This is a genomic window from Gloeocapsa sp. PCC 7428, from assembly GCF_000317555.1.
Taxonomy (GTDB): Bacteria; Cyanobacteriota; Cyanobacteriia; order Cyanobacteriales; family Chroococcidiopsidaceae; genus Chroogloeocystis.
The window spans coordinates 1,433,593-1,458,618 of record NC_019745.1; the positions used below are offsets into that span (position 1 = coordinate 1,433,593).

Annotated in this window: 22 protein-coding genes; all 22 read left to right on the top strand. The window is 42.5% G+C overall.

Going from position 1 to position 25,026, the window contains the following annotated elements:
- Positions 1–8: 8 nt before the first annotated feature.
- Positions 9–1,319 carry an NAD(P)H-dependent oxidoreductase gene (locus tag GLO7428_RS06390; RefSeq protein ID WP_015187748.1) on the top strand — a complete coding sequence of 437 codons (1,311 nt, stop codon included), beginning with the start codon at positions 9–11 and terminating at the stop codon, positions 1,317–1,319.
- Positions 1,320–1,677: 358 nt separating this feature from the next.
- Positions 1,678–2,526, top strand: coding sequence for a 2OG-Fe(II) oxygenase (locus GLO7428_RS06395; protein ID WP_015187749.1), 849 nt, complete (start codon positions 1,678–1,680; stop codon positions 2,524–2,526).
- Positions 2,527–2,589: 63 nt separating this feature from the next.
- Positions 2,590–3,582, top strand: coding sequence for an SIS domain-containing protein (locus tag GLO7428_RS06400; RefSeq protein ID WP_015187750.1), 993 nt, complete (start codon positions 2,590–2,592; stop codon positions 3,580–3,582).
- Between the two features lie 108 nt (positions 3,583–3,690).
- Positions 3,691–4,719, top strand: coding sequence for a hypothetical protein (locus GLO7428_RS06405; RefSeq protein WP_155823589.1), 1,029 nt, complete (start codon positions 3,691–3,693; stop codon positions 4,717–4,719).
- 108 nt (positions 4,720–4,827) lie between these two features.
- Positions 4,828–5,562 (top strand): 3-deoxy-manno-octulosonate cytidylyltransferase, encoded by a 735-nt coding sequence (kdsB, locus tag GLO7428_RS06410; protein ID WP_015187752.1) that lies wholly within the window; start codon positions 4,828–4,830, stop codon positions 5,560–5,562.
- Positions 5,563–5,589: 27 nt separating this feature from the next.
- Positions 5,590–6,342, top strand: a complete 753-nt coding sequence (locus tag GLO7428_RS06415) for a DapH/DapD/GlmU-related protein (RefSeq protein ID WP_015187753.1) — start codon at positions 5,590–5,592, stop codon at positions 6,340–6,342.
- Between the two features lie 90 nt (positions 6,343–6,432).
- Positions 6,433–6,627, top strand: coding sequence for a glycosyltransferase (locus tag GLO7428_RS29660; RefSeq protein ID WP_369792526.1), 195 nt, complete (start codon positions 6,433–6,435; stop codon positions 6,625–6,627).
- Between the two features lie 7 nt (positions 6,628–6,634).
- The gene (locus GLO7428_RS06420; RefSeq protein WP_015187754.1) at positions 6,635–7,726 is read left to right on the top strand and encodes a hypothetical protein; all 1,092 of its coding nucleotides are present in this window, start codon (positions 6,635–6,637) and stop codon (positions 7,724–7,726) included.
- A 339-nt stretch (positions 7,727–8,065) separates the two neighbouring features.
- The gene (locus tag GLO7428_RS06425; RefSeq protein ID WP_015187755.1) at positions 8,066–9,331 is read left to right on the top strand and encodes a glycosyltransferase family 4 protein; all 1,266 of its coding nucleotides are present in this window, start codon (positions 8,066–8,068) and stop codon (positions 9,329–9,331) included.
- Positions 9,332–9,355: 24 nt separating this feature from the next.
- Positions 9,356–10,192 (top strand): 3-deoxy-8-phosphooctulonate synthase, encoded by an 837-nt coding sequence (kdsA, locus tag GLO7428_RS06430; protein ID WP_015187756.1) that lies wholly within the window; start codon positions 9,356–9,358, stop codon positions 10,190–10,192.
- 5 nt (positions 10,193–10,197) lie between these two features.
- On the top strand, positions 10,198–10,698 hold the full coding sequence (locus tag GLO7428_RS06435; RefSeq protein ID WP_041918954.1) for an HAD family hydrolase: 501 nt from the start codon (positions 10,198–10,200) through the stop codon (positions 10,696–10,698).
- A gap of 21 nt (positions 10,699–10,719) precedes the next feature.
- The gene (locus tag GLO7428_RS06440) at positions 10,720–11,949 is read left to right on the top strand and encodes a polysialyltransferase family glycosyltransferase (RefSeq protein WP_015187758.1); all 1,230 of its coding nucleotides are present in this window, start codon (positions 10,720–10,722) and stop codon (positions 11,947–11,949) included.
- A gap of 114 nt (positions 11,950–12,063) precedes the next feature.
- Positions 12,064–13,749 carry an FAD-dependent oxidoreductase gene (locus GLO7428_RS06445; protein ID WP_015187759.1) on the top strand — a complete coding sequence of 562 codons (1,686 nt, stop codon included), beginning with the start codon at positions 12,064–12,066 and terminating at the stop codon, positions 13,747–13,749.
- A 28-nt stretch (positions 13,750–13,777) separates the two neighbouring features.
- Positions 13,778–15,010: a glycosyltransferase family 4 protein gene (locus GLO7428_RS06450; RefSeq protein ID WP_051038402.1), complete on the top strand. Its 1,233-nt coding sequence runs from the start codon at positions 13,778–13,780 to the stop codon at positions 15,008–15,010.
- Positions 15,011–15,024: 14 nt separating this feature from the next.
- Positions 15,025–15,888, top strand: coding sequence for a glycosyltransferase family 2 protein (locus GLO7428_RS06455; RefSeq protein WP_015187761.1), 864 nt, complete (start codon positions 15,025–15,027; stop codon positions 15,886–15,888).
- A gap of 30 nt (positions 15,889–15,918) precedes the next feature.
- Positions 15,919–16,695, top strand: a complete 777-nt coding sequence (locus GLO7428_RS06460) for a transferase hexapeptide repeat containing protein (RefSeq protein ID WP_015187762.1) — start codon at positions 15,919–15,921, stop codon at positions 16,693–16,695.
- A 106-nt stretch (positions 16,696–16,801) separates the two neighbouring features.
- Positions 16,802–18,652: a heterocyst formation ABC transporter subunit HepA gene (gene hepA, locus GLO7428_RS06465; protein ID WP_015187763.1), complete on the top strand. Its 1,851-nt coding sequence runs from the start codon at positions 16,802–16,804 to the stop codon at positions 18,650–18,652.
- A gap of 248 nt (positions 18,653–18,900) precedes the next feature.
- Positions 18,901–20,124, top strand: a complete 1,224-nt coding sequence (locus GLO7428_RS06470; protein ID WP_015187764.1) for a glycosyltransferase family 4 protein — start codon at positions 18,901–18,903, stop codon at positions 20,122–20,124.
- Positions 20,125–20,147: 23 nt separating this feature from the next.
- Positions 20,148–21,431 (top strand): polysaccharide pyruvyl transferase family protein, encoded by a 1,284-nt coding sequence (locus tag GLO7428_RS06475; protein ID WP_015187765.1) that lies wholly within the window; start codon positions 20,148–20,150, stop codon positions 21,429–21,431.
- A gap of 27 nt (positions 21,432–21,458) precedes the next feature.
- Positions 21,459–22,340 carry an alpha/beta hydrolase gene (locus GLO7428_RS06480; protein ID WP_015187766.1) on the top strand — a complete coding sequence of 294 codons (882 nt, stop codon included), beginning with the start codon at positions 21,459–21,461 and terminating at the stop codon, positions 22,338–22,340.
- Between the two features lie 153 nt (positions 22,341–22,493).
- A complete protein-coding gene (locus tag GLO7428_RS06485; RefSeq protein WP_015187767.1) occupies positions 22,494–23,777 on the top strand; it encodes a glycosyltransferase in 1,284 nt (427 codons plus the stop codon).
- 81 nt (positions 23,778–23,858) lie between these two features.
- Entirely contained in the window at positions 23,859–24,917 is a 1,059-nt protein-coding gene (locus GLO7428_RS06490; RefSeq protein ID WP_015187768.1) for a glycosyltransferase family 2 protein, read from the top strand.
- The last annotated feature ends 109 nt before the right edge of the window (positions 24,918–25,026 follow it).

Consider the following 25,026-nt stretch of genomic DNA (forward strand, 5'->3'; position numbering starts at 1 on the left):
GTTTCAGAGTGATTATAGTAGACCGCGCATTGCAAGAACGCGCAGCAGCAGGAAACCCAATTCGCGTCGGGATGATCGGCGCAGGCTTCATGGGTAGGGGGATTGCCAACCAAATCATCAACTCCGTCCCAGGAATGGAACTGGTAGCAATTGCCAACCGCAACATCGAAAAAGCAATTCGCGCCTACAGCGAAGCCGGAATTGACAACATCCACACTGTCAGCAGCATCAATCAACTCGAAGACGCAATTCACACAAACCGCTACGCCGTCACCGATGATGCACTGCTACTATGTCAAGCCGACGGCATCGATGCGCTGATTGAAGTGACTGGTGCAATCGAATTTGGCGCGCGCGTCGTCATGGAAGCGATCGCCCACCACAAACACGTGATTTTGATGAACGCCGAACTCGACGGCACAATCGGACCAATCCTCAAAGTGTATGCGGACAAAGCCGGAGTCATTTTGAGTGCGTGCGATGGCGACCAACCTGGTGTCGAGATGAACTTGTATCGGTTCGTACAAAGCATTGGTTTACGACCACTATTGTGCGGCAACATTAAAGGATTGCAAGACCCATACCGCAACCCGACAACGCAAGCCGGATTTGCGCAACGCTGGGGACAAAACCCGACGATGGTCACAAGCTTTGCCGATGGCACGAAAATCTCGTTTGAACAAGCAATTGTCGCTAACGCCACGGGTATGAAGGTTGCACAGCGGGGAATGTTGGGCTACAACTTCACGGGTCATGTGGATGAGATGACTTGCATGTACGACATCGACCAATTGCAAGAACTCGGCGGGATTGTCGATTACGTTGTCGGTGCGAAGCCAGGTCCTGGGGTGTTTGTGTTGGCAACGCACTCCGACCCGAAACAACGGCATTATCTCAATCTGTACAAATTAGGTGAAGGTCCGCTGTATAGCTTCTATACTCCTTACCACTTGTGTCACTTTGAAGTACCGCTATCGGTGGCGCGCGCGGTGTTGTTTGGCGATCGCGTCTTATCACCACTTGCCGGTCCTGTGGTTGAGGTGGTGACGACCGCCAAGATTGACCTCAAAGCAGGGGAAACACTTGACGGCATTGGTGAGTATATGACGTATGGTCAGTGTGAGAATGCAGACGTTGTCCAAGCACAGCGCCTGTTACCGATGGGCTTGGCGGAAGGCTGTCGCTTGAAGCGCGATTTACCTAAGGACGCGGTCTTGACGTATGATGATGTTGAATTGCCTCCAGGCCGTCTTTGTGACGAGTTGCGTGCCGAACAAGATGCCTTATTTGCTTCTCGTCTTCCTCTTGCTGTTGGTTAAAACTAATTTCTAGACTTTATGTTAAGAACATTGCACCCTAACAGTGTTCTTAACCCTCACACTTTTGCACGTTGGAAGGCTTGGAGAAACTTCTAGCAAAAGTAGATGTTGCCTGAAGGTAAAATTGAAGATTTTTGAAACCACGTTAGGTCGATTGACATAAATACAATCAGTTATTTATGAGTAGGTCAATCAAATTTGCGTTGAATAGAACCGATTACTATTTTGCATTTAAGTTCAAAAATAGACCAGACAACGAGGTTATTCCAAAATGCTTGATATCTACCACGATAGAAGATTTCTAGCTTTCCTAGTTGCGTTTTCTCGCATTTTACCCTTACTTTTGTAGAGCCAGAAAATGAGAAGCCTGTTATCCAAAGTACAAGCTAGTGGCATTATTACCGAACCTTTTCCTCACATTGTTGTTAAAGATGCTCTAGATGAAGATTTATGCGCCAAGTTAATGGCAGAATATCCATCGATTGATACCCTAAAACAAAGTAGGGATAATCTACTATCAACAACTTATAGCAACGTAAGATTTCATTATTTAGCAGAAGATGCCTTTAATGACGAACAAATAAGTTCAACGTGGAAAGAATTTATACGACTTCATACATCGACTCTATTTCTTCAGCAATTTATTGCTTTATTTAAAGAGCATATTTTCCAGTTTTATCCTAATTTTGAGCAAGACTACGGTTCCTTTGACTCGCTAACTTCTGGAGTTAGAAAAATTGACACATTTGAAACCTCAGATGTATTGTTGGATGCACTTATATGTGTAAACACTCCTGTAACTAATAGTCCAACTTCAGTAAGGGCGGCACATATTGATTTTGCTGATAAGTTATTCGCTGGCTTATTTTATCTGCGCGATACAAAAGATGATTCTACAGGAGGAGATTTAGAACTTTATAAATTCAAAAATGGTAAACCTCAGGGATTTAGAAGTAATGCCCTACCAGATTATGCTATTGAACTTTGTAAAACAATTAAGTATGAGCGTAATGTACTTGTACTGTTTTTAAATTCAATTAATGCAGTACATGGAGTCACAGTACGTTCAATAACAGATTATCCAAGATATTTTGTAAATCTTGTTGGAGAAGTTAACAAACCTTTGTTTGATAACTCAAAATACCAAGAGGCTAATCACATTAAGTATTGGAGAAAAATTAAAAGTTTTATCAGCACAGCTAGGTAGATTAATCGATAGAAAACTTTGGGATTAAAAACAAGAGTTAACTTACGAGCAGGGAGCAACAGTATGCAATGTATTGACAATAAAGCTTATGTTTTACAAGTTGTAGAACTGCTCAAGCTAGAAGCAGAAGCAATTACTAAAGCCGCAAATCGTCTCCAGTCAGAACAAGTCGAAAAGGCGGTTGAAATATTAGCAAATTGTCGAGGGAAAGTGGTGCTGGCTGGCGTTGGCAAGTCAGGAATTGTTGCACGTAAAATTGCTGCAACTTTAACAAGTACAGGAACGCTAGCTGTTTATTTGCATCCTGCTGATGCGCTACATGGTGATTTGGGAATCGTCACATCAGATGATGTTGCCATGGTTTTAAGTAATAGTGGTGAAACAGATGAACTTGTCGTTATGTTACCGCACCTAAAAGCTCGACAAGTGCCTATTATTGCTTTAGTTGGCAATCTGCGCTCTACTTTAGCTCGTAATGCTGATGTCGTGATGGATGCTGCGGTAGACAAAGAAGCGTGTCCCTTCAATCTTGCGCCGACGACGAGTACAACAGTTGCTTTGTCGATTGGCGATGCGCTAGCGATGACTTTAATGCAAGTTAAAGGATTAACACCCGAAGGTTTTGCGTTGAATCATCCAGCAGGGCGTTTAGGAAAGCGCTTGACCTTGCGAGTGCGAGACTTAATGCACACTGGGGTAGAAAATCCCACTGTGTCGCCACAAGCTTCTTGGATTGAAGTATTAACCACAATTAGTAAAGGAGGCTTGGGTGCTGTCAATGTAGTTGACGAGTTAGGTCATTTGCTAGGGATTATTACAGATGGAGATTTGCGGCGCTTGCTGCAAAAATCCCAACATCAGGATTTGGCATCATTAACCGCGATCGCAATCATGAGTGCAAATCCTGTTGTCGTTTCCCCCGAATTACTCGCGTTTCATGCGCTGGAATTGATGGAAAATCGACCATCACAAATCTCAATGCTACCTGTTGTTGATGCGCAACAGCACTGTATCGGTTTGATTCGCCTGCACGATATTGTGCGGTGCGGAATTTAATGGTTCGCAAAAAATAAGGGCAAGATATTACCTTGCCCATCATACACGCCTGTCATGTCCTCAGCAGAGCGCATTACTATTTACAAATCACATCAAGCACAAAAAACTATGCGACGTCCTCTAATAAGCACTTTGCTGGTAGTGGGCAGTAGTAGTATGCTGTTCGTGCTACCACCATCTGTTACCTACGCACAATCTCCGGTAGTTTCTTCAGAAACTTACGCAGCGAACTTGAAAGCATCCAGAGAAACTCGTGTTGGAATTGCTGGTGATAAGTTTACAATCAACGGTCAGCCAACTTTTCTACTAGGCGTAAGCTACTTTGATGCGGCTCACTGGCGAGTATCCGATTTGGATCGATTAGCAGAACTTAATTTCAACTTAATTCGTATCTTCTTAGATTGGCAAAATCGCGGTTTTTTTGATAACGAAGGCAATTTAACCAAGTCAGAAGAACTTCTAGCGCTGGTACGTGCTGCTAATGACAGAGGTATTGTTGTTGATGTCACCATTACAGGATACAGCGAAGTTCCGCGAGATAAGGCAGTTCAAGCTGCTGTACGAACATTGCGCAATGAACCAAATGCGATCTTTGACTTGCAAAATGAATATAATCTTGGCAGAGAAGCCGCACTTTCGCCATCAGAGATTCGCCAACTTTACTTCATTGCCAAAGCTGAGAACGCCCGCGCTATTATTTTTGCTTCTAACTATGCTGCGTGGATGCGAGGTAACACGCTTAACCCTGGAAGATTGACGCAGGAGGTTAAAACCGGTGTTGATCTCGTTGCGCCGCACTTTACGCGAAATCCGAGATGGTATAGCGACACCGGTACTCGTGTTGCTCAAACTAAGGAACATCTACGCAGCATGAATCGCAATATTCCTGTTTATGTCCAAGAAGAGCATCGTAATGGTTGGCGCGGTGGAGAATTTACCAAAGAGCAGTTTCTTCAAGCTGCACAGGAAGCAAAAGCGCATGGTGCTGCTGGATGGGTATTTCACACCGATGCGGGATTTTCGTTAATCGATCAAGAATTTTTTGCTGAGTTAGATGCTACGGAACGTCAGGTAATTCAAAAACTAGGTGCTGCGGTCTTCTCTGACGCAACTGCGTATAATACGCCTGGCGACTAAAGTCGCGGCTAGACAAACAAAATATGTCTACGCAGACTAACAAAAAAGTAGCTGTGGTTTTGATTTCTAAGCTTTTTTCCCATAATACATTACTATTTTGGAGTCATCATGAAAATCTTGGCTGTTATTCCTGCACGTTACGACTCACAACGCTTTCCTGGTAAACCTTTAGTGATGATTGAAGATCGTCCGATGGTGCAGTGGGTTTATGAAGCAGCTAAGAGTTGTCCTGCATTTAGTAAAGTTGTCGTCGCAACTGACAGCGATTTGGTAGCAGAATGCGTACAAAAATTTGGCGGTGCGGTAGAAATGACAAGCAGCGCACATCAAACAGGTACAGATCGCGTTGCAGAAGTTGCGCAAAGATATCCACAGATGCAAGCGATCGCTAATGTTCAAGGAGATCAACCTTTTGTAACGGCTGAAATGCTCATGCAATTAGTTGCGCCTTATCTTGAAGGTCAAGCACCAGATATGACAACGTTAGCTTGCCCATTAGAACACGAAGCAGATTATCTTAACCCAAATGCCGTGAAAGTGCTATGCGATCGCAACGGTCGCGCGCTATACTTTTCGCGTTCTCCGATTCCCTACTTTCGCAATCAAGGTTTGGCTCCAGTTTTTCACCACCTTGGACTGTATGCCTTTAGACGCGACTTTCTTGCGGACTATGCTCAACTAACACCGACACCGCTAGAACACTGTGAAGGGCTAGAACAATTGCGCGTTCTAGAACACGGATACTCAATTATTGTTTGCCAAACACAAAAAGCTGTACTTGAGATTAATACTCCTGGAGATTTGCTGCAAGCAAAATCCTTATTTGCCAAAAGCACCGTTTGATCGTCTTTCCATTATTTAACCTTCATCATGGCATCCTCCTCAACACAAGATATTTGGACTCGCCTTTTCAAACGGCAGACGCACGACGACCTACAAAGTATTGGTTTAAGTCTCTGGTCGCGCTTTTGGATGAAGTTTGCTTGGTCGGGCTATTTCGGGCGTTTTGCTACTCGCTTAGCTAGTTGGACTGCTCCACCTTACAGACAACGCCGTCGTTTGGCGCGTTACCATCGCAAAGGTTACATCTCGCCTAGTGCTAGTATTTGCCATCACAATGTGCAACTAGGTACTAATGTTTTCATTGGCGATCGCGTCACGATCTATCAAGATGATCGTACTGGTTCGGTGAAGATAGGCGATCGCGTCCGCATTCATCAAGATGTTTGTATTGAAACTGGCGCTGGTGGTAGCGTTGCGATCGGAGCAGATACAGGTATTCAACCTCGATGTCAGTTCTCCGCGTACAAAGCGCCAATTCACATTGGTCGTGGGGTCATGATTGCACCAAACTGCGCTTTTTATCCCTACGATCATGGCATTGCACCTCATGAACCAATTAAAAATCAACCCTTACAAACAAAAGGAGGCATCACAATTGATGATGATGCGTGGTTAGGCTATGGAGTCATCGTTTTAGATGGAGTCCGGATCGGGAAAGGAGCCGTAGTCGGTGCAGGTGCGGTTGTCACTAAAGATATTCCCGATGGTGCGATCGCCGTCGGCTCGCCCGCGCGTGTTATTAATATGCGCAGCACCCTCGTTAAGAACAATATTTCATAAACTCTAGTCTACTTCTAAGTTTGTTTTGGCGAAGATAATAACAGTTGTCTTTTCAAAAGACTAATAATAGACAGCTTACTCACAATTGCTATTCCAACCTTCAATCGCGCACACTTATTAGAGCAACAGTTATCCTGGCTAGCTAACTGTCTCAATAGCTTTGAACCTGAGTGCGCAATTATTATCTCAGATAACTTTTCGACTGATACAACTTTAGAAGTCATCCAAAAGTGGCAGCCTATTTTTGCTTCTACTCAGCTACATATCAATATATTCTCAGTGTAGTTAAATTATGCTTTCAACTCAAACTACAGAAACCTTACACGCGAGTCATTATTCTCATATTGATAATTCTAGTAATAAAGCATTACCACCAATTTATTTTTATATTGCGCAAGAGCATTGGCCAGAGAATTTTTCATCCGACAATATTGAACCACAATGGATCGATCAGCATTGGCAGCTTTTCAACCCAGGTATATTTGCTTGTACTTTGCAAACTTATCTGCGCTTGAAAGCCGATGGATTTCCTTGTCAACTCACTGGAACTATGCCCACCGAAGGGATTGTTATCGCATATCACAAATCCGTTTTTTGGCAAAAGTGGAAACCTGATTCTAAAGTCATGTTGGTGTGTATTGTTGCTGACCGATCGCGGCGACACCCTTGGGCGCATTTTCATGTTGTTCTCAATCCTCAAGAATTACTTTCTCAAGACGGTTACTCAATTAAGAACACCTACTATATTCCGCATTGGGCACCTCAACCTGGTTTAATTCGGCGCGATCCCGCACGTGGCGATCGCTTTGAAAATATCACCTTCTTCGGTCGCGAACAAAATTTAGCACCTGAACTCAAGCACCCGTCTTGGGCTGAACAGTTGCAAGCTTTGGGTTTGCGTTGGCAAATTGCCGGCGAAGAATCCTGGAACGACTATAGCAATGTTGATGCAATTGTTGCGGTGCGCAGCTTTGATAATCAAGACCATACGGTCAGACCCGCTTTAAAGTTATACAATGCTTGGCACGCTGGCGTACCAGCAATTCTTGGTCGTGAATCTGCTTTTCAAGCCGAGCGCAGAAACGAGTTAGACTACTTAGAGGCAACATCACCAAATCAGGTGTTAGCGATGCTCCAGCGCCTCCGAGATGATGTCGCCTTTCGTCGCGCTATGGTTGATAATGGTCACTTACGGGCTAGAGAAACGCAACATTACATCCTTTTAAATAGCTGGCGTTGCTTTTTGATGGGTACAGTAGTTCCCGCTTACAAACATTGGTGTGATGCCCCATCCATAGCACAACAAGCATTTCAAGTTAAAGGTAGGCTGACCCATTCTTTAGAACGCGTCACCCGCCGAATGCTAAAGCTAAAGTTAACATAGTCTTTAACCCAAGCGGCTTATAAACTTACTTTATCTCAACATCTTGAAGTTGGTGTTTCTAACTTGATGCTTCAGGAAATAATACACAATCGCTACTCAAGACTAATTCTAATTCGAGTTTATGCTGCTATCTACTGATTAAGAATACCCAAAAGTTATCCATCCTCTAACAATTTAAAAATCAATACTAGCAGCTAAATTAAGACGACAATTACTCTAAACTAGATACAATATTTTCGGCGGTCGTAGCATATATTCATATTCCATTCTGCTCGATATCCATTGCTAAAACAATATGGGTATCAATATCAAATACTTAGATTAAGGAGAGCTAAAAATATGAAAAAAATACTACTAGCTACCGATCGCAAATTCTGGCATCAAGAGCAAGGTTCAGCAAAACGAATTTCTGACTTGTATGAGTATCTAGTTCGAAAAAAGTTTGATGTTTATATCTTTTTCATTGGAAAAATAACACCCACAGAAATCGATTCGATTAAACTTGCTTACAACGGCGAGTTCAAGATCTTTAATAAAGGTTCTGGTTTTTTGAGCATTGATTGCGATATCAATGCTAGATTTGCTGCTTTGAAAAAAGCAGAGCTTTGGCTGAAAAAGAAGGCAAGACCTTTAAAAAAGTTATTACTTAGTCACTCTTCACAGGTTCAAATTAAACAAGATAAGCTAATAAATATGACTGATTTTTTCAGTCAAGAACATCAAGATTATTTTCGTACTATATGCCGAGAACTAAATCCTGAGGTAGTTATTGTTGAGTATCTCAGAATAGCTTATTTAGTTCGAGACTTTGATAAAGTTGGCATAGAAGCGTTAACTTTGATAGATACGCATGATGTAGCACATCAAAGATATCAAAGATTTCAAGCGAATGGCGAACAAGAAATAAAAATTACGGAAGACCAGGAAAAACAACTTTTAAGTATATTTGATGTTATTATCGCAATTCAGAGTAAAGATAAAGAAACTTTTCAGAAAATGCTACCTGAACATCATGTAATTCAGGTAAGCTATGCCTGTGAGCCTAAGAAATATGAATATTTAAATAGTTCACCTATTAATATTACTTATGTTGCAGGTCCTAATTCTTCTAATAAACGCGCGATCGCGGACTTCCTTCATAAAGTTTGGTGTAAACTTGTAACAAAATTTGAACAAAAAATACAATTGAATATTGTAGGCAAAATTTGCGAAGAATTAACTGATGTTAAAATACCTGCTAATGTTAAACTAACTGGATGGATTGACGAGTTAGAAACTGTATATCAAGAAGCAGATATTATCATCAATCCGGTGTATTTTGGAACAGGGCTTAAAATAAAAAACGTTGAAGCTTTAAGCTACAGTAAACCTTTAGTGACTACTACAATTGGTGCTGAAGGGCTAGAACACGGAATCAACAAAGCTTTCTTAGTAAGCGATCGTCCTAAAGAGACGTTTGAGCAGTTATCTACATTAATTACGAATGAGAAACTAAGAAAAGAATTATCAGATAAAGCTTATGCTTTTGCTTGTCAAAACTTTACTGAACAGCAGGTGTATCAAGAACTTTATCAAGTATTAACGCAGCAAAATTCTAATTTATAGCTTTTCATAAGAGTGTCTTCACAAATGATTCAAACTCAAATTACAAATAATATTGCAATTGGTGACAACTGTCCTCTTGCCTTAATTGGCGGTCCTTGCGTGATTGAGTCTGGGGACTTTACGCTATTTATGGCAGAACAGATTGCAAAGGTGTGCGATCGCTTAGGAATTTCGTTCATTTTCAAATCTTCATTTGACAAAGCTAACCGTACCTCAATCAATTCTTTCCGAGGACAAAACTTAGAAACCGGACTGCAAATTTTGCAACGAGTTAAAGAAGAAGTTGGAGTTCCTGTCCTGACTGATATTCACGAAAGCTATCAAGCTGCACTTGTAGCCGAAGTTGTGGATGTTCTACAAATTCCTGCTTTTTTGTGTCGCCAAACCGATTTATTACTCGCCGCTGCTGCAACAGGTAAAGCTGTCAACGTCAAAAAAGGACAATTTTTAGGTCCTTGGGATATGAAAAACGTTGTTCGCAAGCTAGAGACAGGCGGAACCAAGCGTATCTTATTAACTGAACGCGGCACAAGTTTCGGCTACAACACCTTAGTCGTCGATTTTCGTTCATTACCGCAAATGCGCGAGTTTGGCTATCCTGTTGTTTTTGATGCAACGCACAGCGTCCAAATGCCAGGGGGACAAGGTGACAAATCAGGAGGACAGCGCCAGTTTGTCCCCTACTTAGCCCGCGCGGCTGCTGCGATTGGGATCGATGCCTTATTCATGGAAGTTCACGAGAATCCTGACATTGCACCTAGCGATGGTCCCAATATGATCCCCCTAGCACAACTAGAATCAGTTCTTAAACAAGTTCTTAACGTGCGTAATAGTTTGCAAGCTGTCCCCACAACCGTGTAATGACTATGACAGTTACTACCTCAGAACTGCGATCGCGGTTATCACAAGTTAAACTTTTAGCACTTGATGTCGATGGCGTACTCACTGATGGCGGACTTTACTACACCGAAACAGGAGAGGTTCTCCGAAAATTCAATATTAAAGATGGTCAAGGAATTAAGCTATTAAAGCAAGCTGGTGTAGAACTTGCCATTATTACCGCTAAATCTGCATTGTCAACACTCAATCGCGCTCAAGATCTAGGTATTACATATACCTTCTTAGGAGTAGAAGACAAGCTTTCGCAGTTAAAAACTCTTTGTCAAAAGTTAGATATCTCACTAGCGCAAGTAGCATACATTGGCGACGATTATAACGATCTTGAAGTTCTACAAGCTGTAGGTTGTCCGATGACAGTCGCGGATGCAATGGCTGCTAATCAAAGTATGGCAATTTACATCACTAAACTACCTGGAGGACACGGGGCGGTTAGAGAAGTTTGCGAGATGCTAATTGCTAGTTGTTAATAGTTTTGTAAGCCAATCAATATGTCACAAACAAAAACAATCAAGCGCTTGGTAGCTTGCTTTGGGAGTATTCAGCTAGTTACAGCTTTATCTGTTCTCAGCTATAGAGCCAAAGAACAGCAAGAATTAAACTGTAGCTATGAAGATTATCTTGTCATCACGCCTTTATTTGCACCTCAAGGACAAAATGAGGAGTTTGCTGCTTTTATTAAAAAGATGGCTAACTCCATCTACTCATGGAAAAAAATTGTTTATCTTTCAATGGAACAAACCAAGTTCCTCACGGACAAAATTAATTCCTCTAATTTATCGGAAGTTGCCAAATTAGTCTACAAACTTTTAGACCTTGAAACTCCTGACGAAATCTATCTTTCCAGAACCTGGAATTTAGAAAATCAACTTTTGATGAATGTTTATGAATCTGCTGAAAAAATCTGTTACGGAGACGGTATCGGAATCTACTTTTCTTATACAGCTTTCTTACCACAAAATACATCACAAGAAGCTACGCTCACTTTAAGTAGTCTATATAAATCCTTTAAAAAACAAATTAAAGGCGTTCTTCCTAAAAAGAGAAAGTTTCGTCAACAAGAGTTTGATATTGGTTATTTTTCATTACCGTATGCTTTTGGTGAAATTCCACCTATGGAAACAGTTGTTTTGGATAGGTCAGTCTACTTAAAAACTTTTCAGAACCTTAGAAAAGGATTAGATAACTTAATTGATGCTAATTACATCAACAAGTTAAAAGCAACTATTCACAATCATCCTGTATCAATTTTGCTATCTTCCAACTTTTCTGAAGCAAGTAGAATGCCTTTAGAACAAGAAATTGAAGCGTACAGAAAATTTATTATATCTCAAAAGATACCAGAAGATTCAATTCTTTTAATTAAACCGCATCCTAGAGACTCAAAACAGAAAATACTACAATTAAAGTCTAATTTGAGCGATCTTTACACAAAGATTGTTCTGCTCAATGAGGACTTTTTATTTTACCTTCCGTTTGAGGTTTTGTTTATGGAGCTATTCTTAAATGCTGAATTAGCCCAATTACAGAAACCTAAAATATTTACTTTTAGTTCAGCCTGCTTAACACTTGAGTTTCTCTTTGATACTGAGTGCATTGTAGGGTTTGGAAGCGAGATTGTTGAGAAATACTTTTATCCAGAGCATATTGAAGGCAGAATTAAACACGAAGTTGATTTGCAATCGACGATTAACGAAGTTAGAGGGTTAGTTGCTGCATAAGAGAATGCCAACAATCCTGAACATTAATCTCATCTGCAAATTTACCAAGTTATTCAAGTTGATAATCAGTTCTTAACCGACTTGGTAAACCACTAAATTAAGTGACAAATCATCATGATCGTAGACGCATTAACCGTACCTGACAATACAATCATCGAAAAAGATATTTGTATCGTTGGCGCAGGAGCCGCAGGCATTACAATCGCACGAGAATTATGTAACCAACCTTATGAAGTGTGTCTTTTAGAAAGTGGAGGATTCGACTATGAAGACATGACACAATCGCTCGCCACTGGTGAAAATACTGGCATTCCGTATTTTCCTATAAAGGAAACTTGCGCGCGTCAATTCGGTGGATCTACTAACCTCTGGGGTGGCTGGAGTAGACCACTCGATGAAATTGATTTTGTTCATCGACCGTGGATGCCTTACAGTGGTTGGCCATTTACAAAAGCCGAGTTAGAACCGTATTATGCTCGTGCGCAAAAGTTCTGCGGGCTAGGAGAGTACGAATATGACTTTGCTTACTGGGAAAAACTCCTAGGCCAGATGGATCGCGAGCAGTTACCGTTTGCTGGCGAAGATATCCTAACGTATCTATGGCAAATTATTCCGCCGTCACACTTGCGCTTCGGTCAAGCGTATAAGGCCGATTTAGAGCAGGCAAATAATATCCAGGTCGTTCTCCATGCCAACGTATTAGAAATTGAGACAAATGATAATGCTCAGAATGTGAAACGACTACGCGTTGCTACTATAGATGGCAAAGAGTTTCAAGTTCAAGCAAAAGTTTTTATCTTAGCTGTCGGGGGAATTGAAAATCCACGATTGCTGTTAACCTCGAATAAAGTGCAAACCAACGGACTGGGTAATCAGCACGACTTAGTTGGTAGATTTTTTATGGAACATCCTTACCTGGTGTCTGGTAAGGTTGCCTTATCCCAAGCCGCGCCTTTGTATACTCAGAAAGATTTGCAAGTAAATGAAACATTCATGGGAGCAGCATTAGGTTTATCAAATGCTGTTCAAGAACGCGAGGAAATTCTGAACTTTGCAGCGCGACTGTTACCAATACCCGAAGAATGGGTAGATGCCATTAACCGTTTACGGTGCAAAATTAGGCATCTCACGACACCAGAAACCAGTCAAAATGTTTATCATAAATCTTTTCCGAGCTTGCACGAGGGACGTAGAGATTTTGGTGAAGCGCCTGTCAGTGAAGATATCTTGAAAGTTTTGACTAATCTGCATCGCGTTGCTGCTAGAGCATATGCGAAGTTTTTTACAAAAAACTTTTATTCTCGACAATCGAACTTTTGCAGCACACACTTAATTGCGGAACAAGCACCGAATCCAGATAGCCGAATTACGCTCAGTCGAGAACGCGATCGCTTCGGATTAAACCAAGTCCAACTTGATTGGCGCTTGAGTGCCATCGATAAGTACACAATTGTGCGATCGCAAGAATTAATCGCCGCAGCGTTTGAACGTTCGGGTGCTGGTCAGTATCAAATTGAACTTGTAGACGATGAGACAACTTGGCAATCCGTTATCGGTTCTTACCATCATATCGGTACTACCCGCATGAGCAGCAACCCAAGGCAAGGCGTTGTTAATGAACGCTGTCAAGTTCATGGAATCAACAATTTGTACGTAGCAGGTAGCTCAGTCTTTCCCACGAGTGGTTTATCTAACCCGACACTCACGATTATTGCACTGGCTATCCGCATTGCTGATGATGTCAAACAACAGATGGCAACTCACGATCTCACCAAAGTTCTAGAAACGACTTCTACATAGCGCATGGGTAATGGGTAACACTAGCCATATGAAAATCTTAGTCCTCGAAAATGAACCATCTTCTCGCCGAGGCGGACAAGAGTGGTGTTTGCTGAATACTTGTCGGGGCTTAGCTCAACGAGGACATGAGATTCACCTCGTCTACAACGAACAGGGCGATTTTCTGCCAATTTATCAGCAATTTTGTCAGTCAATCATTAAGGTAAACTGCTACCTAATTGCCAAAGGACGACTCAAGAAATTTACCTCTGCGATCGCGTGGTTTTTATCGATTCTGCAATTGCTGAAAACTGAACCCGACGTCATCTATATTAATCAAAGCAAAGACGCTTTTTTCGCAGGCACCATTGCACAGCTTAAGAGTATCCCTTTAGTTTGTCACCTGCACACGTTCCCCCGCAAACAACGGTTTTGGCGGCAAATTCGTACGGGATTGAAGTTTGTAACGCGCTTTTTGACTGTCTCAGAAGCCGCACGAAGTTCTTACATCAAAGCCGGATTCGCTCCCCAAACCATCGAAGTTGTGTACAATGGCATCGATTTACAGCGGTTTACAATCGAAGATGACCGCGACAACACGCGTCAAGCATTAGGAATTCCACCGGAAGCGTTTGTAGTCATCTACGCAGGGCGCATCGATCGACCGAAGAATATTGAAATGCTGCTAGCGGCTTTTATGCAGCTAAAACTAACAGTAGAACACGCAAAGCTTTTAATCGTGGGTAGTCCAGTTGTTCATGGAACCGCAGGTGGTGGCGAAGCTTATGTTCAAGAACTCAAAGGTTTGTGTCAGCAACTCCAGATCGACAGCAACGTCGAGTGGTTGGGAAGGAGAACCGATTTACCAGAGCTATTTAGAGCCGCTGATGTTTCGGTACTGCCTAGTATGTTGCCAGAAACCTTTGGGTTAGTCTTAGCCGAATCAATGGCGTGTGGAACTCCCGCGCTTGGTTTACGCTATGGTGCGATTCCTGAAGTTCTGACCGGCGAGTTTGAATGTTTTCAATTTGGCGAAGGCGATGTGTCGGGGTTAGCTGATCTATTGCGATCGCTTCAAGGTTGGCAACAGCAAGATCCCACTCTCGGTCAACGGTGTCGCGCGCATATCACGCAAAACTTTCCCCATGCCCAAATGATTGTCGGTGTAGAACAAGCACTACAAGCTGCGATCGCCTTAGGCGCAAAGCGTTTAGGTCCGTCAGCCGATAGCCTGCAAGCCTGGGATCGCGAAGCATCATCAATTTCCGCAGTACAGTTCTGAAATTTAATTATGATATGAAACTTAGTGTTGTCATTCCTTGTTTCAATGCGGCTAAAACAATTGCTGCTCAACTAGAGGCATTAGCTAACCAACAATGGTCCCAACCGTGGGAAGTGATTGTATCTGACAATGGCTCTACGGATGAAACACCGGCAATTGTAGAGCAATACAAGGCAAAACTACCTAATTTAAAAATCATTGATGCATCAGATCGCCAAGGCGCATCTCATGCGCGAAATGTAGGTGTTTTAGCAGCTGCGAGCGATGCTGTCGCTTTTTGCGATGCCGATGATGAAGTTGCTGCGGGTTGGGTTGCGGCGATGGGTGAGGCGCTGTCTCGGCATGACTTTGTTGCTTGCAAACGCGAGTACAATAAGCTCAATGAACCTTGGGTACTAAAATATCGTCCACTGTCACAACAAACCGGATTACAAGATTACAACTATCCTCCGTATCTGCCCCATGCTTCGAGTAGTACCCTCGGTGTCAAACGTGCGATTCATATCGCAATTGGTGGGTTTGATGAAACAATGGCGCAGTTAGAAGATACTGATTATTGCTGGAGAATTCAACTTGCAGGAACGCAACTGCACTTTGTTCCCGATGCAGTTGTTCACTACCGCTTTCGCAATACCTTGGCAGGGTTATACAAACAGTCTTTGCTGTGGGGTGAGCATAATGTCTTACTCTACAAAAAATACCGCCCAAAAGGTTTACCTAAAATTGCTTGGTATTCTGGAGTGATTGCTTGGCTGCAAGTTTTGAAGCGATCGCCACAACTTCTATTTCCCAACCGTCGGGCGCGATGGGTATGGACTTTTGCTTGGCAAATGGGACGCTTGCAAGGAAGTCTCAAGTACCATGTCTGGGCGCTTTAATTGGTGTCTGCTCAACAAATGACTAGAAATATGTCAACTACAACTCACAACGGTTCAATAACTACAGAACAAAACTCCCCTATTTGGAGCCGTTTTTGGAAAGTCTGGAATTCTAGAGGTATCAGCGGTATTGTCGCCACTAGCTGGGCTTGGTTGTGGATGCAATTCTCTGGTTTAGCTTTTTTCGGGCGCTTAGCAACTTCAATAGCAACTTGGTTTACTCCACCCTACTACGCCCGCCGTCGTTTGGCACGTTATCATCCTAGAGGCTACATCGCGCCTAGCGCAGCTATTCATCATTCGCAGTTGCAACTTGGCAAACACATTTTCATCAGCGATCGCGTCACAATTTTTGAAGATAAAAAAGAGCCAAATATCGATAGTGGTTCGGTTGAAATTGCCGATCGAGTTCATCTTTATGACGATACTATCATTCAGACAGGTGAAGGTGGCACTCTTAAGATCGGTTCTGATACACACATTCAGCCCCGCTGTCAGTTTTCTGCCTACAGAGCACCAATTCAAATTGGTCGTGGTGTCCAAATTGCTCCTAACTGTGCTTTTTACCCTTATGACCACGGTATTGCACTAGGCGAACTTATTAGTAAACAACCGCTGCAAACAAAAGGTGGTATTGTTGTTGAAGACGATGCCTGGCTAGGTTTTGGTGTTATTGTCCTCGATGGTGTCCGTATTGGTAAAGGTGCGGTCGTTGGTGCAGGTGCGGTTGTGAATCGAGATATTCCTGATGGGGCGATCGCTGTTGGTGTCCCTGCCCGCGTTATCAGTATGCGTCGTAATTGTTAACTATTCATAATGGTTTAAACACTATTGATTATTATTGCGTTTCCTATTGCATTTTTGCTTAATTTGTGTATCTACTTCATCTAAAGTCAATCTTTTCAATAAAATCATGCCTTCTAAAATTTCTCTGCCACTTCGGCGTTTATTGCAGACTACTAGCTTTTGGCAAGATAACTATTTTATCTTGCGCGAATTCAAGTATTTTAGAAAAACAGCCATCTTAGCTGTAGTTTTTACAGTATTATCGGCAGCTTTTGAAGGCTTTGGAATTGGGTTCATCTTGTCTTTTCTACAAAGTCTGATCAGTCCTAGTGCAGAGCAAATCAGAACCGGTATTGAATGGATTGATATTTGGATATTAGGAATTAATGCTCCGGTCGCCGAACGCGTGTATCGGATATCAGGTTTAATTTTAATTACAACCTTCCTACGTCTAGGCTTCAGCTACTTAGGACGACTGTATACGAGAATTGCAGCTTCTAATTTGGCATATCGGCTACGAAGATTATTATTTGAACAGTTGCTTTCACTAAGACTGAGCTACTTTGCTAAGACACGCTCAGGAGAATTAATTAATAGCATCACATCTGAGGTGTTGCAACTCCAGCAGGCTTTTGACATCAGTTCTACGCTCATTACCAAAGTTTTAACACTTTGGGTATATATTATCTCCATGTTCTTGCTATCGTGGCAGCTAACGTTAGTTTCAGGTATGCTCTTTAGCTTGCTATCGGTAGGAATATCAACTTTACTCGGCAGAATTCGAGAAGCCAGTTTTGAAAGGTCAAAAGCAAGTGGTTGGTATACCTCAGTATCGCTCGAATTTATTAATGGAATTCGTACGGTTCAAGCTTTTGCTGCCCAAGACTTTGAGCGCAAGCGGCTTTATGACGCCAACTCGCGACTGTTGCAAGCCACAATTAACTCGATATCGGCGCAAGCATTAGTAGAACCGTTGCGCGAAGGAATCGCCACTGCTATTCTCGTCGGAATGCTCGTGTTAGCATTTGCTTTGTTGATTCCACAGGGAAGTTTACAGGTAGCTTCGTTGCTTACATTTCTCTTTGTTTTGTTTCGTTTGATGCCAACATTGCGCCAAATTGATGGCGCAAGAGTGCAGATGAGCAATCTTCATGGCTCGACGAGAAATATCAAACAGCTGCTCAGAACTGACGACAAACCTTATATCCAAAATGGTAAAGTTCAGTTTGCAGGCTTGAAGCAAGCAATCGAGTTCGTCGCGGTAGATTTTGGTTATGACGCTGCTGAGCCAGTGCTGCATAATATTTCGCTATCAATCAAGCAAGGACAAATGACAGCATTAGTCGGTTCTTCTGGGGCGGGTAAATCGACACTAGTAGATTTAATTCCCCGATTTCACGAACCAACCGCCGGTCAGATTTTCATCGATGGTGTTGACTTGAAAGAATTTAACACCAACTCCTTACGCCGAAAACTCGCTGTTGTTAGCCAAGATACATTTATTTTCAATACTTCGGTGCGTAATAATATCGCTTATGCGGTTGACGATGCAGATGAAGCAGCAATCTGGGAAGCAGCCCGACTGGCGAACGCACTTGAGTTTATTCAAGAGATGCCGCAAGGTTTTGATACTCAATTAGGCGATCGCGGCGTACGGTTATCTGGCGGTCAACGCCAACGCATTGCGATCGCGCGGGCGTTGTTACGCAATCCAGAAATTCTCATCCTCGATGAAGCAACAAGTGCGTTAGATTCTGTCTCCGAACGATTAATTCAAGAATCTTTAGAAAAACTAGCTGTCGGTCGTACCGTGATTGCGATCGCTCACCGCCTTTCCACGATCGTTCGCGCGGATAAAGTTGTTGTCCTTGAAGGAGGACGGATTGTGGAACAAGGGGGCTACCAAGAGCTACTTAGTCAGCGTGGTAAACTGTGGAAGTATCATCAGCTACAACATGAAATGAGTCGCGCATCCTAATATAATTGTGGTGTAACTACTTTTCTAATTCTCAATAGTCTGTTAATCTATACGACAGTAGTCTAGCGCCGCAGCGCTATGGGCAGTTAAAGAAGGTACCATGAGTGAACTTTGGCTGCTCTGGAAGACAGAATAAGTGTGTCTAAAGCTCAAAACTTTACGTAAAACTTTTTAATTTTTAAATAAAGCGCTACTTCGCGTGTTCGTCTATATGAGCGCGCGAAATTTTCATTTCATAAAACTTGATTATGAAAATTTTAATTCTCCTCAATATTGTCTCTTCAGATGGCGGTGGAGCCGAATGGAGCCTTCTCGATGTCTGTCGAGGTTTGGCTGAGAGGGGACATGAACTACATTGCATCTACTGTAAAGAAGGAGATTTACTGCCACACTATCAACAGTTTTGTAAAACGGTAACAAAAGTTTCTACTTATCGCATCCAAGGCTGTAAACCATCATCAAGTATCCGTTTTATTACTTCGCTATTACAAGTACGTCATACTCAATTCGACCTCATCTACGCTAACTACTACAGTCAAACATTTTTTGGTGGCATTGTCGCGCGCGTCAAAGGTATACCTTTGGTGTGTCATCTACGTTCATACCCGCCACAAAAACGTCATTTTCCTGCGCAAATTCAGATCGGGTTAAATTCCTGTACAAGCATGATTGCTGTATCCCAAGCAGCACGTAGTTCTTACCTAAAAGCAGGGCTGAATCCCCAAACTATCAAAGTTGTGTACAACGGTATCGATTTAGAGCGATTTGTGCTGGGTAGCGATCGCGATGTCACTCGTCAGGCACTGGGTATACCGCCTCGCGCATTTGTCGTACTTTATGCTGGTCGAATCACGCCACCGAAAAACATCGAGATGTTGATTCATGCCTTTGCGCGTTTAGGTTTACAATGCGACCAAGCACGACTACTCATTACAGGTTCTTCTTTTTCCTTTAGCTACAATCCTGTAGAAGGTGATTTATACCAGCAGAAACTTGTTGATTTATGCCAAAAATTAGGAATTAGCGATCGCGTTCATTGGTTAGGAAAGCGTACCGATGTACCCGAACTCTTTCGCGCTGCGGATGTGTCTGTACTTCCGAGTTTGCTACCAGAAACCTTTGGACGAGTCATCGCCGAATCAATGGCGTGCGGTACTCCAGCAATTGGCTTGCGCTACGGTGGTATTCCTGAAGTTCTCAGCGGTGAGTTTCAACGCTTTCAAGTCGCAACAGGCGATGTTGCAGGTTTAACTCAGCAGCTACTCGCACTCAAGGATTGGCAAAAGTTCGATCCAACGCTTGGACAACGATGTCGCGCGTATGTCGAAGAGCATTTTTCTAAAGAAAGAATGGTCGAGGAAGTTGAACAAACTATGCAAGCGGCGATCGCATCGCACCCGAGGCAATTTGGTTCTCCGCACTCTAAAGCTGTCAAGTTTCATCCTTGGTATCCTGACAGTCTTGGTGTTTAAACGAAAAGTCAATCTAAATTGCTATGCAGTTAACCATCAAAAATCAAATCTTATGGCAACTCTTGAGTATCTATGCTGCTACTCTAGGATTTTTAAGGAAAACTAAAATCCGCAGTCAGATTGACGCATCAGCTTTGTTTCTACCACCTTCTGATCCTGGTAGTGTTGGTGATGAGGCGATGCTAGCTGCTAGCATGGAATATCTTGCTGCTCAAGGCGTTAAGCGGATTGGTATCATTACTTTGCAACCTACCGCGCGTTGGGAAAATCTTAAGCTGGTTACTGAGACAGTTAATATCAAAGGTTTTTTTACTCGTGGTTGTTGGTGGGAGCGTTTTCGCTTTGTTAACAAGGTTAGCCGTTATGAGCGTTTCTATTGCCTTGGGGCAGATGTTATGGATGGTTTTTACTCAGATAATGTCACCCTACTACGGCTCCACCTTGTGGCGCTAGCGGCAAAGACAGGAGCCGATTCTGCCATTCTTGGCTTTAGCTTTAATCACCAGCCAACTGATACTGCGGTGCAATCCCTTTCTCAGTTGCCTGCGAATGTGCGGCTTTGCTGCCGCGATCCAATTTCTCACCAGCGGGTTAAGCAGTGTGTCCAACACCCCGTCGAATTAGTGGCTGATTTAGCCTTTATGCTCCAACCAGCGGAAGATTCTGATCTAGCAGTAAGTGTATCAAGGTGGGTTCGCGCTCAAAAAGCTCAAGGTCGAATCGTTCTCGGAATCAATGCAAATGCGTTGCATCTGACGAAGGTAACACGGTTAAACCGTAATGAATTCATTCAATTTTATGCTAATGCCTTCATCAACCTTTTTTCTAGTAATCAGATTAGCTTGCTCATGATTCCCCACGACTTTCGTGGAGATGATAGCGATGTCTCAATCGCTCAAGCGATCCTCGAAGCAATGCCAGCAGCGATTAAACCTTATTGTATGCAGGTGCCAACTCCGTGTAGTGCAGCAGAAATCAAATCAATATGTGCTGAGCTTGACTTAGTTCTGACTGGGAGAATGCATCTTGCGATCGCCTGTTTAGGTCAAGGAATTCCCGTCGGTGGCGTTACCTACCAAGGTAAATTCGAGGGTCTTTTTCACCACTTTGAGTTACCAGGAATGACAATTGAGCCTGAGAAGGCATTTCAGCCAGGTGTTCTCACTCATTTTATCACCGATCTCCTTGCCAAACGTGAAGACATACGTCAGCAAATTCTGTGTCACCTAGCTAATGTGAAAGCTCTATCACGCTTTAACTTTGAGCGTCAACTGGAAAACGCTCTTGCTGACCCTGTGCTTCGATAAGGCACACAACCTGAGTCATGCCTAATTGTGTCTATCTACTTAAAGCGGATATGTCGGTTTACCAAAGCTATATTTGAGTTTGAACGGAACACCTATAAAAGTTTAGTTCATCTTCAAGATATCGAGTTTACAAACAGTAAAGAACGCGCGCTCAAAATGGATATTTTGCACCCCAAAATATCAGCAAAGTCAATGCCTGTATTAGTTTGGATTCATGGTGGTGCTTGGCGCGAAGGTAGCAGAAAACAAGGACTCAAGCACTTCGTTTCCTTTGCCCGTCAGGGCTTTTTTTGTGCCAGCATTGAATATCGTTTGAGCCACGAAGCCATCTTTCCGGCTCAAATTGAAGATTGTAAGTGCGCCATTCGTTTTCTTCGCGCTCATGCGCAAGAGTTTCATATTGATCCCCAACGTATTGGTGTTTGGGGAGTTTCTGCTGGTGGACATCTCGCAGCACTTTTAGGAACAACACATCAAATTCAGGAGTTTGAAGGAAACGGCGGCTGGGCTAACTATTCTAGCTGCGTACAAGCTGTATGCGATTGGTTTGGTCCAACTGATTTTTTGCGAATAAATGACTTTCCCCGTAACATTGACTTTGCTCCTGCAGACTCACCGGAGGCGGCTTTGATTGGCGGAATTGTTGTAGAAAACCAAGAAAAAGCAGCAAAAGCTAACCCAATTACTTTTGTTAGTAAAGATGCTCCTCCTTTTTTAATTATGCATGGCGATAACGATTTATTAGTACCACTCAACCAAAGCCAATTACTATTTGATGCCTTGAAGAAAGCAGAAGTAGAGGTAACGCTTGAAGTTGTCAAAAATGGCGGACACGGAAACAAAAAGGAGTTTAGTTCGCGGGCTATTACCAAAAAAATGGAGAAGTTTTTTAAGAAGCACTTAGCTTAGCAGATTCATTAGAAAAACTATGAATTTGCAAAACAATATAATTCTCGATTAAGTGCTGTAATTATAATTATAATTTTTCATCTTCCTGAACTTTTCCACTTTACTTCATTCCATAACAGATTTTTAATAAAGATAAAAAAACATAGTAATATTATGCGAATATTATTCATTGTCGGTTCATTTCCTGCCCTGTCAGAAACTTTTATTCTGAATCAGATTACAGGATTAATCGAGCGGGGTCACGAAGTTGATATTTATTCGCTGCATAGACCAAAAAATACTCAAAAAGTTCACCCAGATGTAGAAAACTACCGTCTCCTTGAGCGAACATACTATGCCCCCGAACGCGCTACAAACGCTTTTGTAAGGCTGTTGCAAGCTGGTAGATTAATATTAGTGAATAGCGGCAAACATCCTATAGCACTGCTGCGATCGCTCAGTCGTTTCAACAACAGAAATCAGCTAAAACCTATAGAATGGGTGTACTCAACGATGCCTTTTCTGGGCAAGCAGCCGTATGATATTATCCACTGCCAGTTTGGGGTGTATGCCCTCAAGGGTATGATACTCCGCGATATTAGTGCTATTCAAGGCAAATTAGTCACATCATTTCGTGGCTTTGATATTAGCTGGTATGTTCAAGAATACGGAGAGCAAGTTTATAACGAACTCTTCAAAAAAGGAGATTTTTTTCTATCAAACTGCGAATATTTTAGGCAACGCGCTATCAATCTCGGCTGCGATGCCAAAAAGATTGTTGTGCTTGGTTCAGGAATTGATTGCGAACGGTTTTTCTTTAAACCACGTTTTCCCGGCTCGGATGGTAAAGTTCGCATTACTACAACTGGTCGCCTTGTAGAAAAAAAAGGTATAGCTTACAGCATTCGTGCGGTTGCTCAATTAGCCAAAACTCACCCGCACATTGAGTACAACATCATTGGTGACGGACCGTTAAAAACAGAGTTGCAAACTCTCATTGAAGAACTCAATGTGAGTCACCAAATCAAACTACTGGGTTGGAAACATCAACAGGAAATTATTGAAATTCTCGACCGAACGCATATTTTTGTTGCGACAAGCGTGACAGCACAAGATGGTAATCAGGACGCCCCAGTTAACACTTTAAAAGAAGCAATGGCGATGGGTATACCTGTTATTGGTACAAGACACGGTGGTATTCCTGAATTAATTGAAGATGGTGTTTCTGGTTTTTTAGTGCCAGAACGCGATGTCGAGACTTTAGCTGAAAAGATAGTTTATCTGTGCGATCGCCCAGAAATTTGGCAACCGATGGGTCAGGCTGGTCGGGCGTATGTAGAACAGCACTACGACACGAATAAGCTCAACGATCAGCTAGTCCAAATCTACGAGCAACTCCTGATTAATGAAGATAAAAACGGTGTAATAAATCCTAATTTCCAAGAGGCTATTGCCTAAATAATCATAATTTTTAACCAATGCTACACGGACAACAACGTTACTGATTAACTATAAACCGCAAGCAAACAGGAGCTATTTATGACCGAGCCACAAGTTACGATTGTAGTTTCTCCCCGCGAGCGTTTTAGCTATACTCGCGAATCTCTAGAAAGTATTTACGAGCATACAAAAACTCCTTTTAATTTAATTTATGTTGATGGTGGTTCGCCAACACAAATCAAACACTATTTAGCTGCACAAGCGCGCGAGAAGAAGTTTCAACTTATTCGTACTGAACACTATCTTTCACCTAATCATGCTAGAAATTTAGGGCTAGCTCAGGTTAACACCGAGTATGTTGTCTTTATTGACAACGACGTGGTTGTCACCCTAGGCTGGCTGGATAAACTAATTGAGTGTGCACAGACAACAAACGCAACAATAGTTAGTCCTCTGATTTGCCAACACTTACCCTTACATGAGATAGTACATTGCGCTGGCGGAGAATCTGGCGTACGTGTTGAGGCTAAAGATGGAAACGTCCGGCGGCGGATGATTGAGAAAATCTATATGCAAGGGCGTAAAGTCGCGGATGTCCGCCCGAAACTGCAACGCAGCGAAACAGGTCTTGCTGAATTTCATTGCATGATGGTGCGTACCGATATTTTCGCTCAAGTTGGAATGCTTGATGATAAGTTGCTGAATACAAAAGAACACGTAGATTTTTGCATTTTAGTTAACGAAGCTGGCGGTAGCATCTATTTAGAACCAGATTCGATCGTCACCTATGTACCAAGTTCCTCACTAACGTGGGCAGATACGACTTTTTATATGCTGCGTTGGAGTGACGCATGGGAATTGGCTAGCTTACACCGCTTGCGTGACAAATGGAATTTAACCGAGGACGATTATTTCAAAAATAAGTATAAAAAGTTAGGATGGCGACGCTATATGTCCATTATCCAACCGCTGAGTGCCGACCTTAGCTTGGGACAGCGCGGGCGTGTTCGTCGGATAATAACAGATACTTTAATATCTATAGATAAACGACTTAATAGATATATTACTACGCGTTACGCTCAAAAACATTTGCCGTTAAAGGAACAGCCTGTATTACAAGTGCAGCAAAGACCAATGGCAGTAGCATCGCATAAGTGATGTGAAGCGGGACGCTAACAGCAACATTAGATACACTAAAGCTCGTAAAAGCGACTACTTACTCATTGGCAATTGAGTTAAGACATTAGAAGCACAAAAAAGTAAGCAT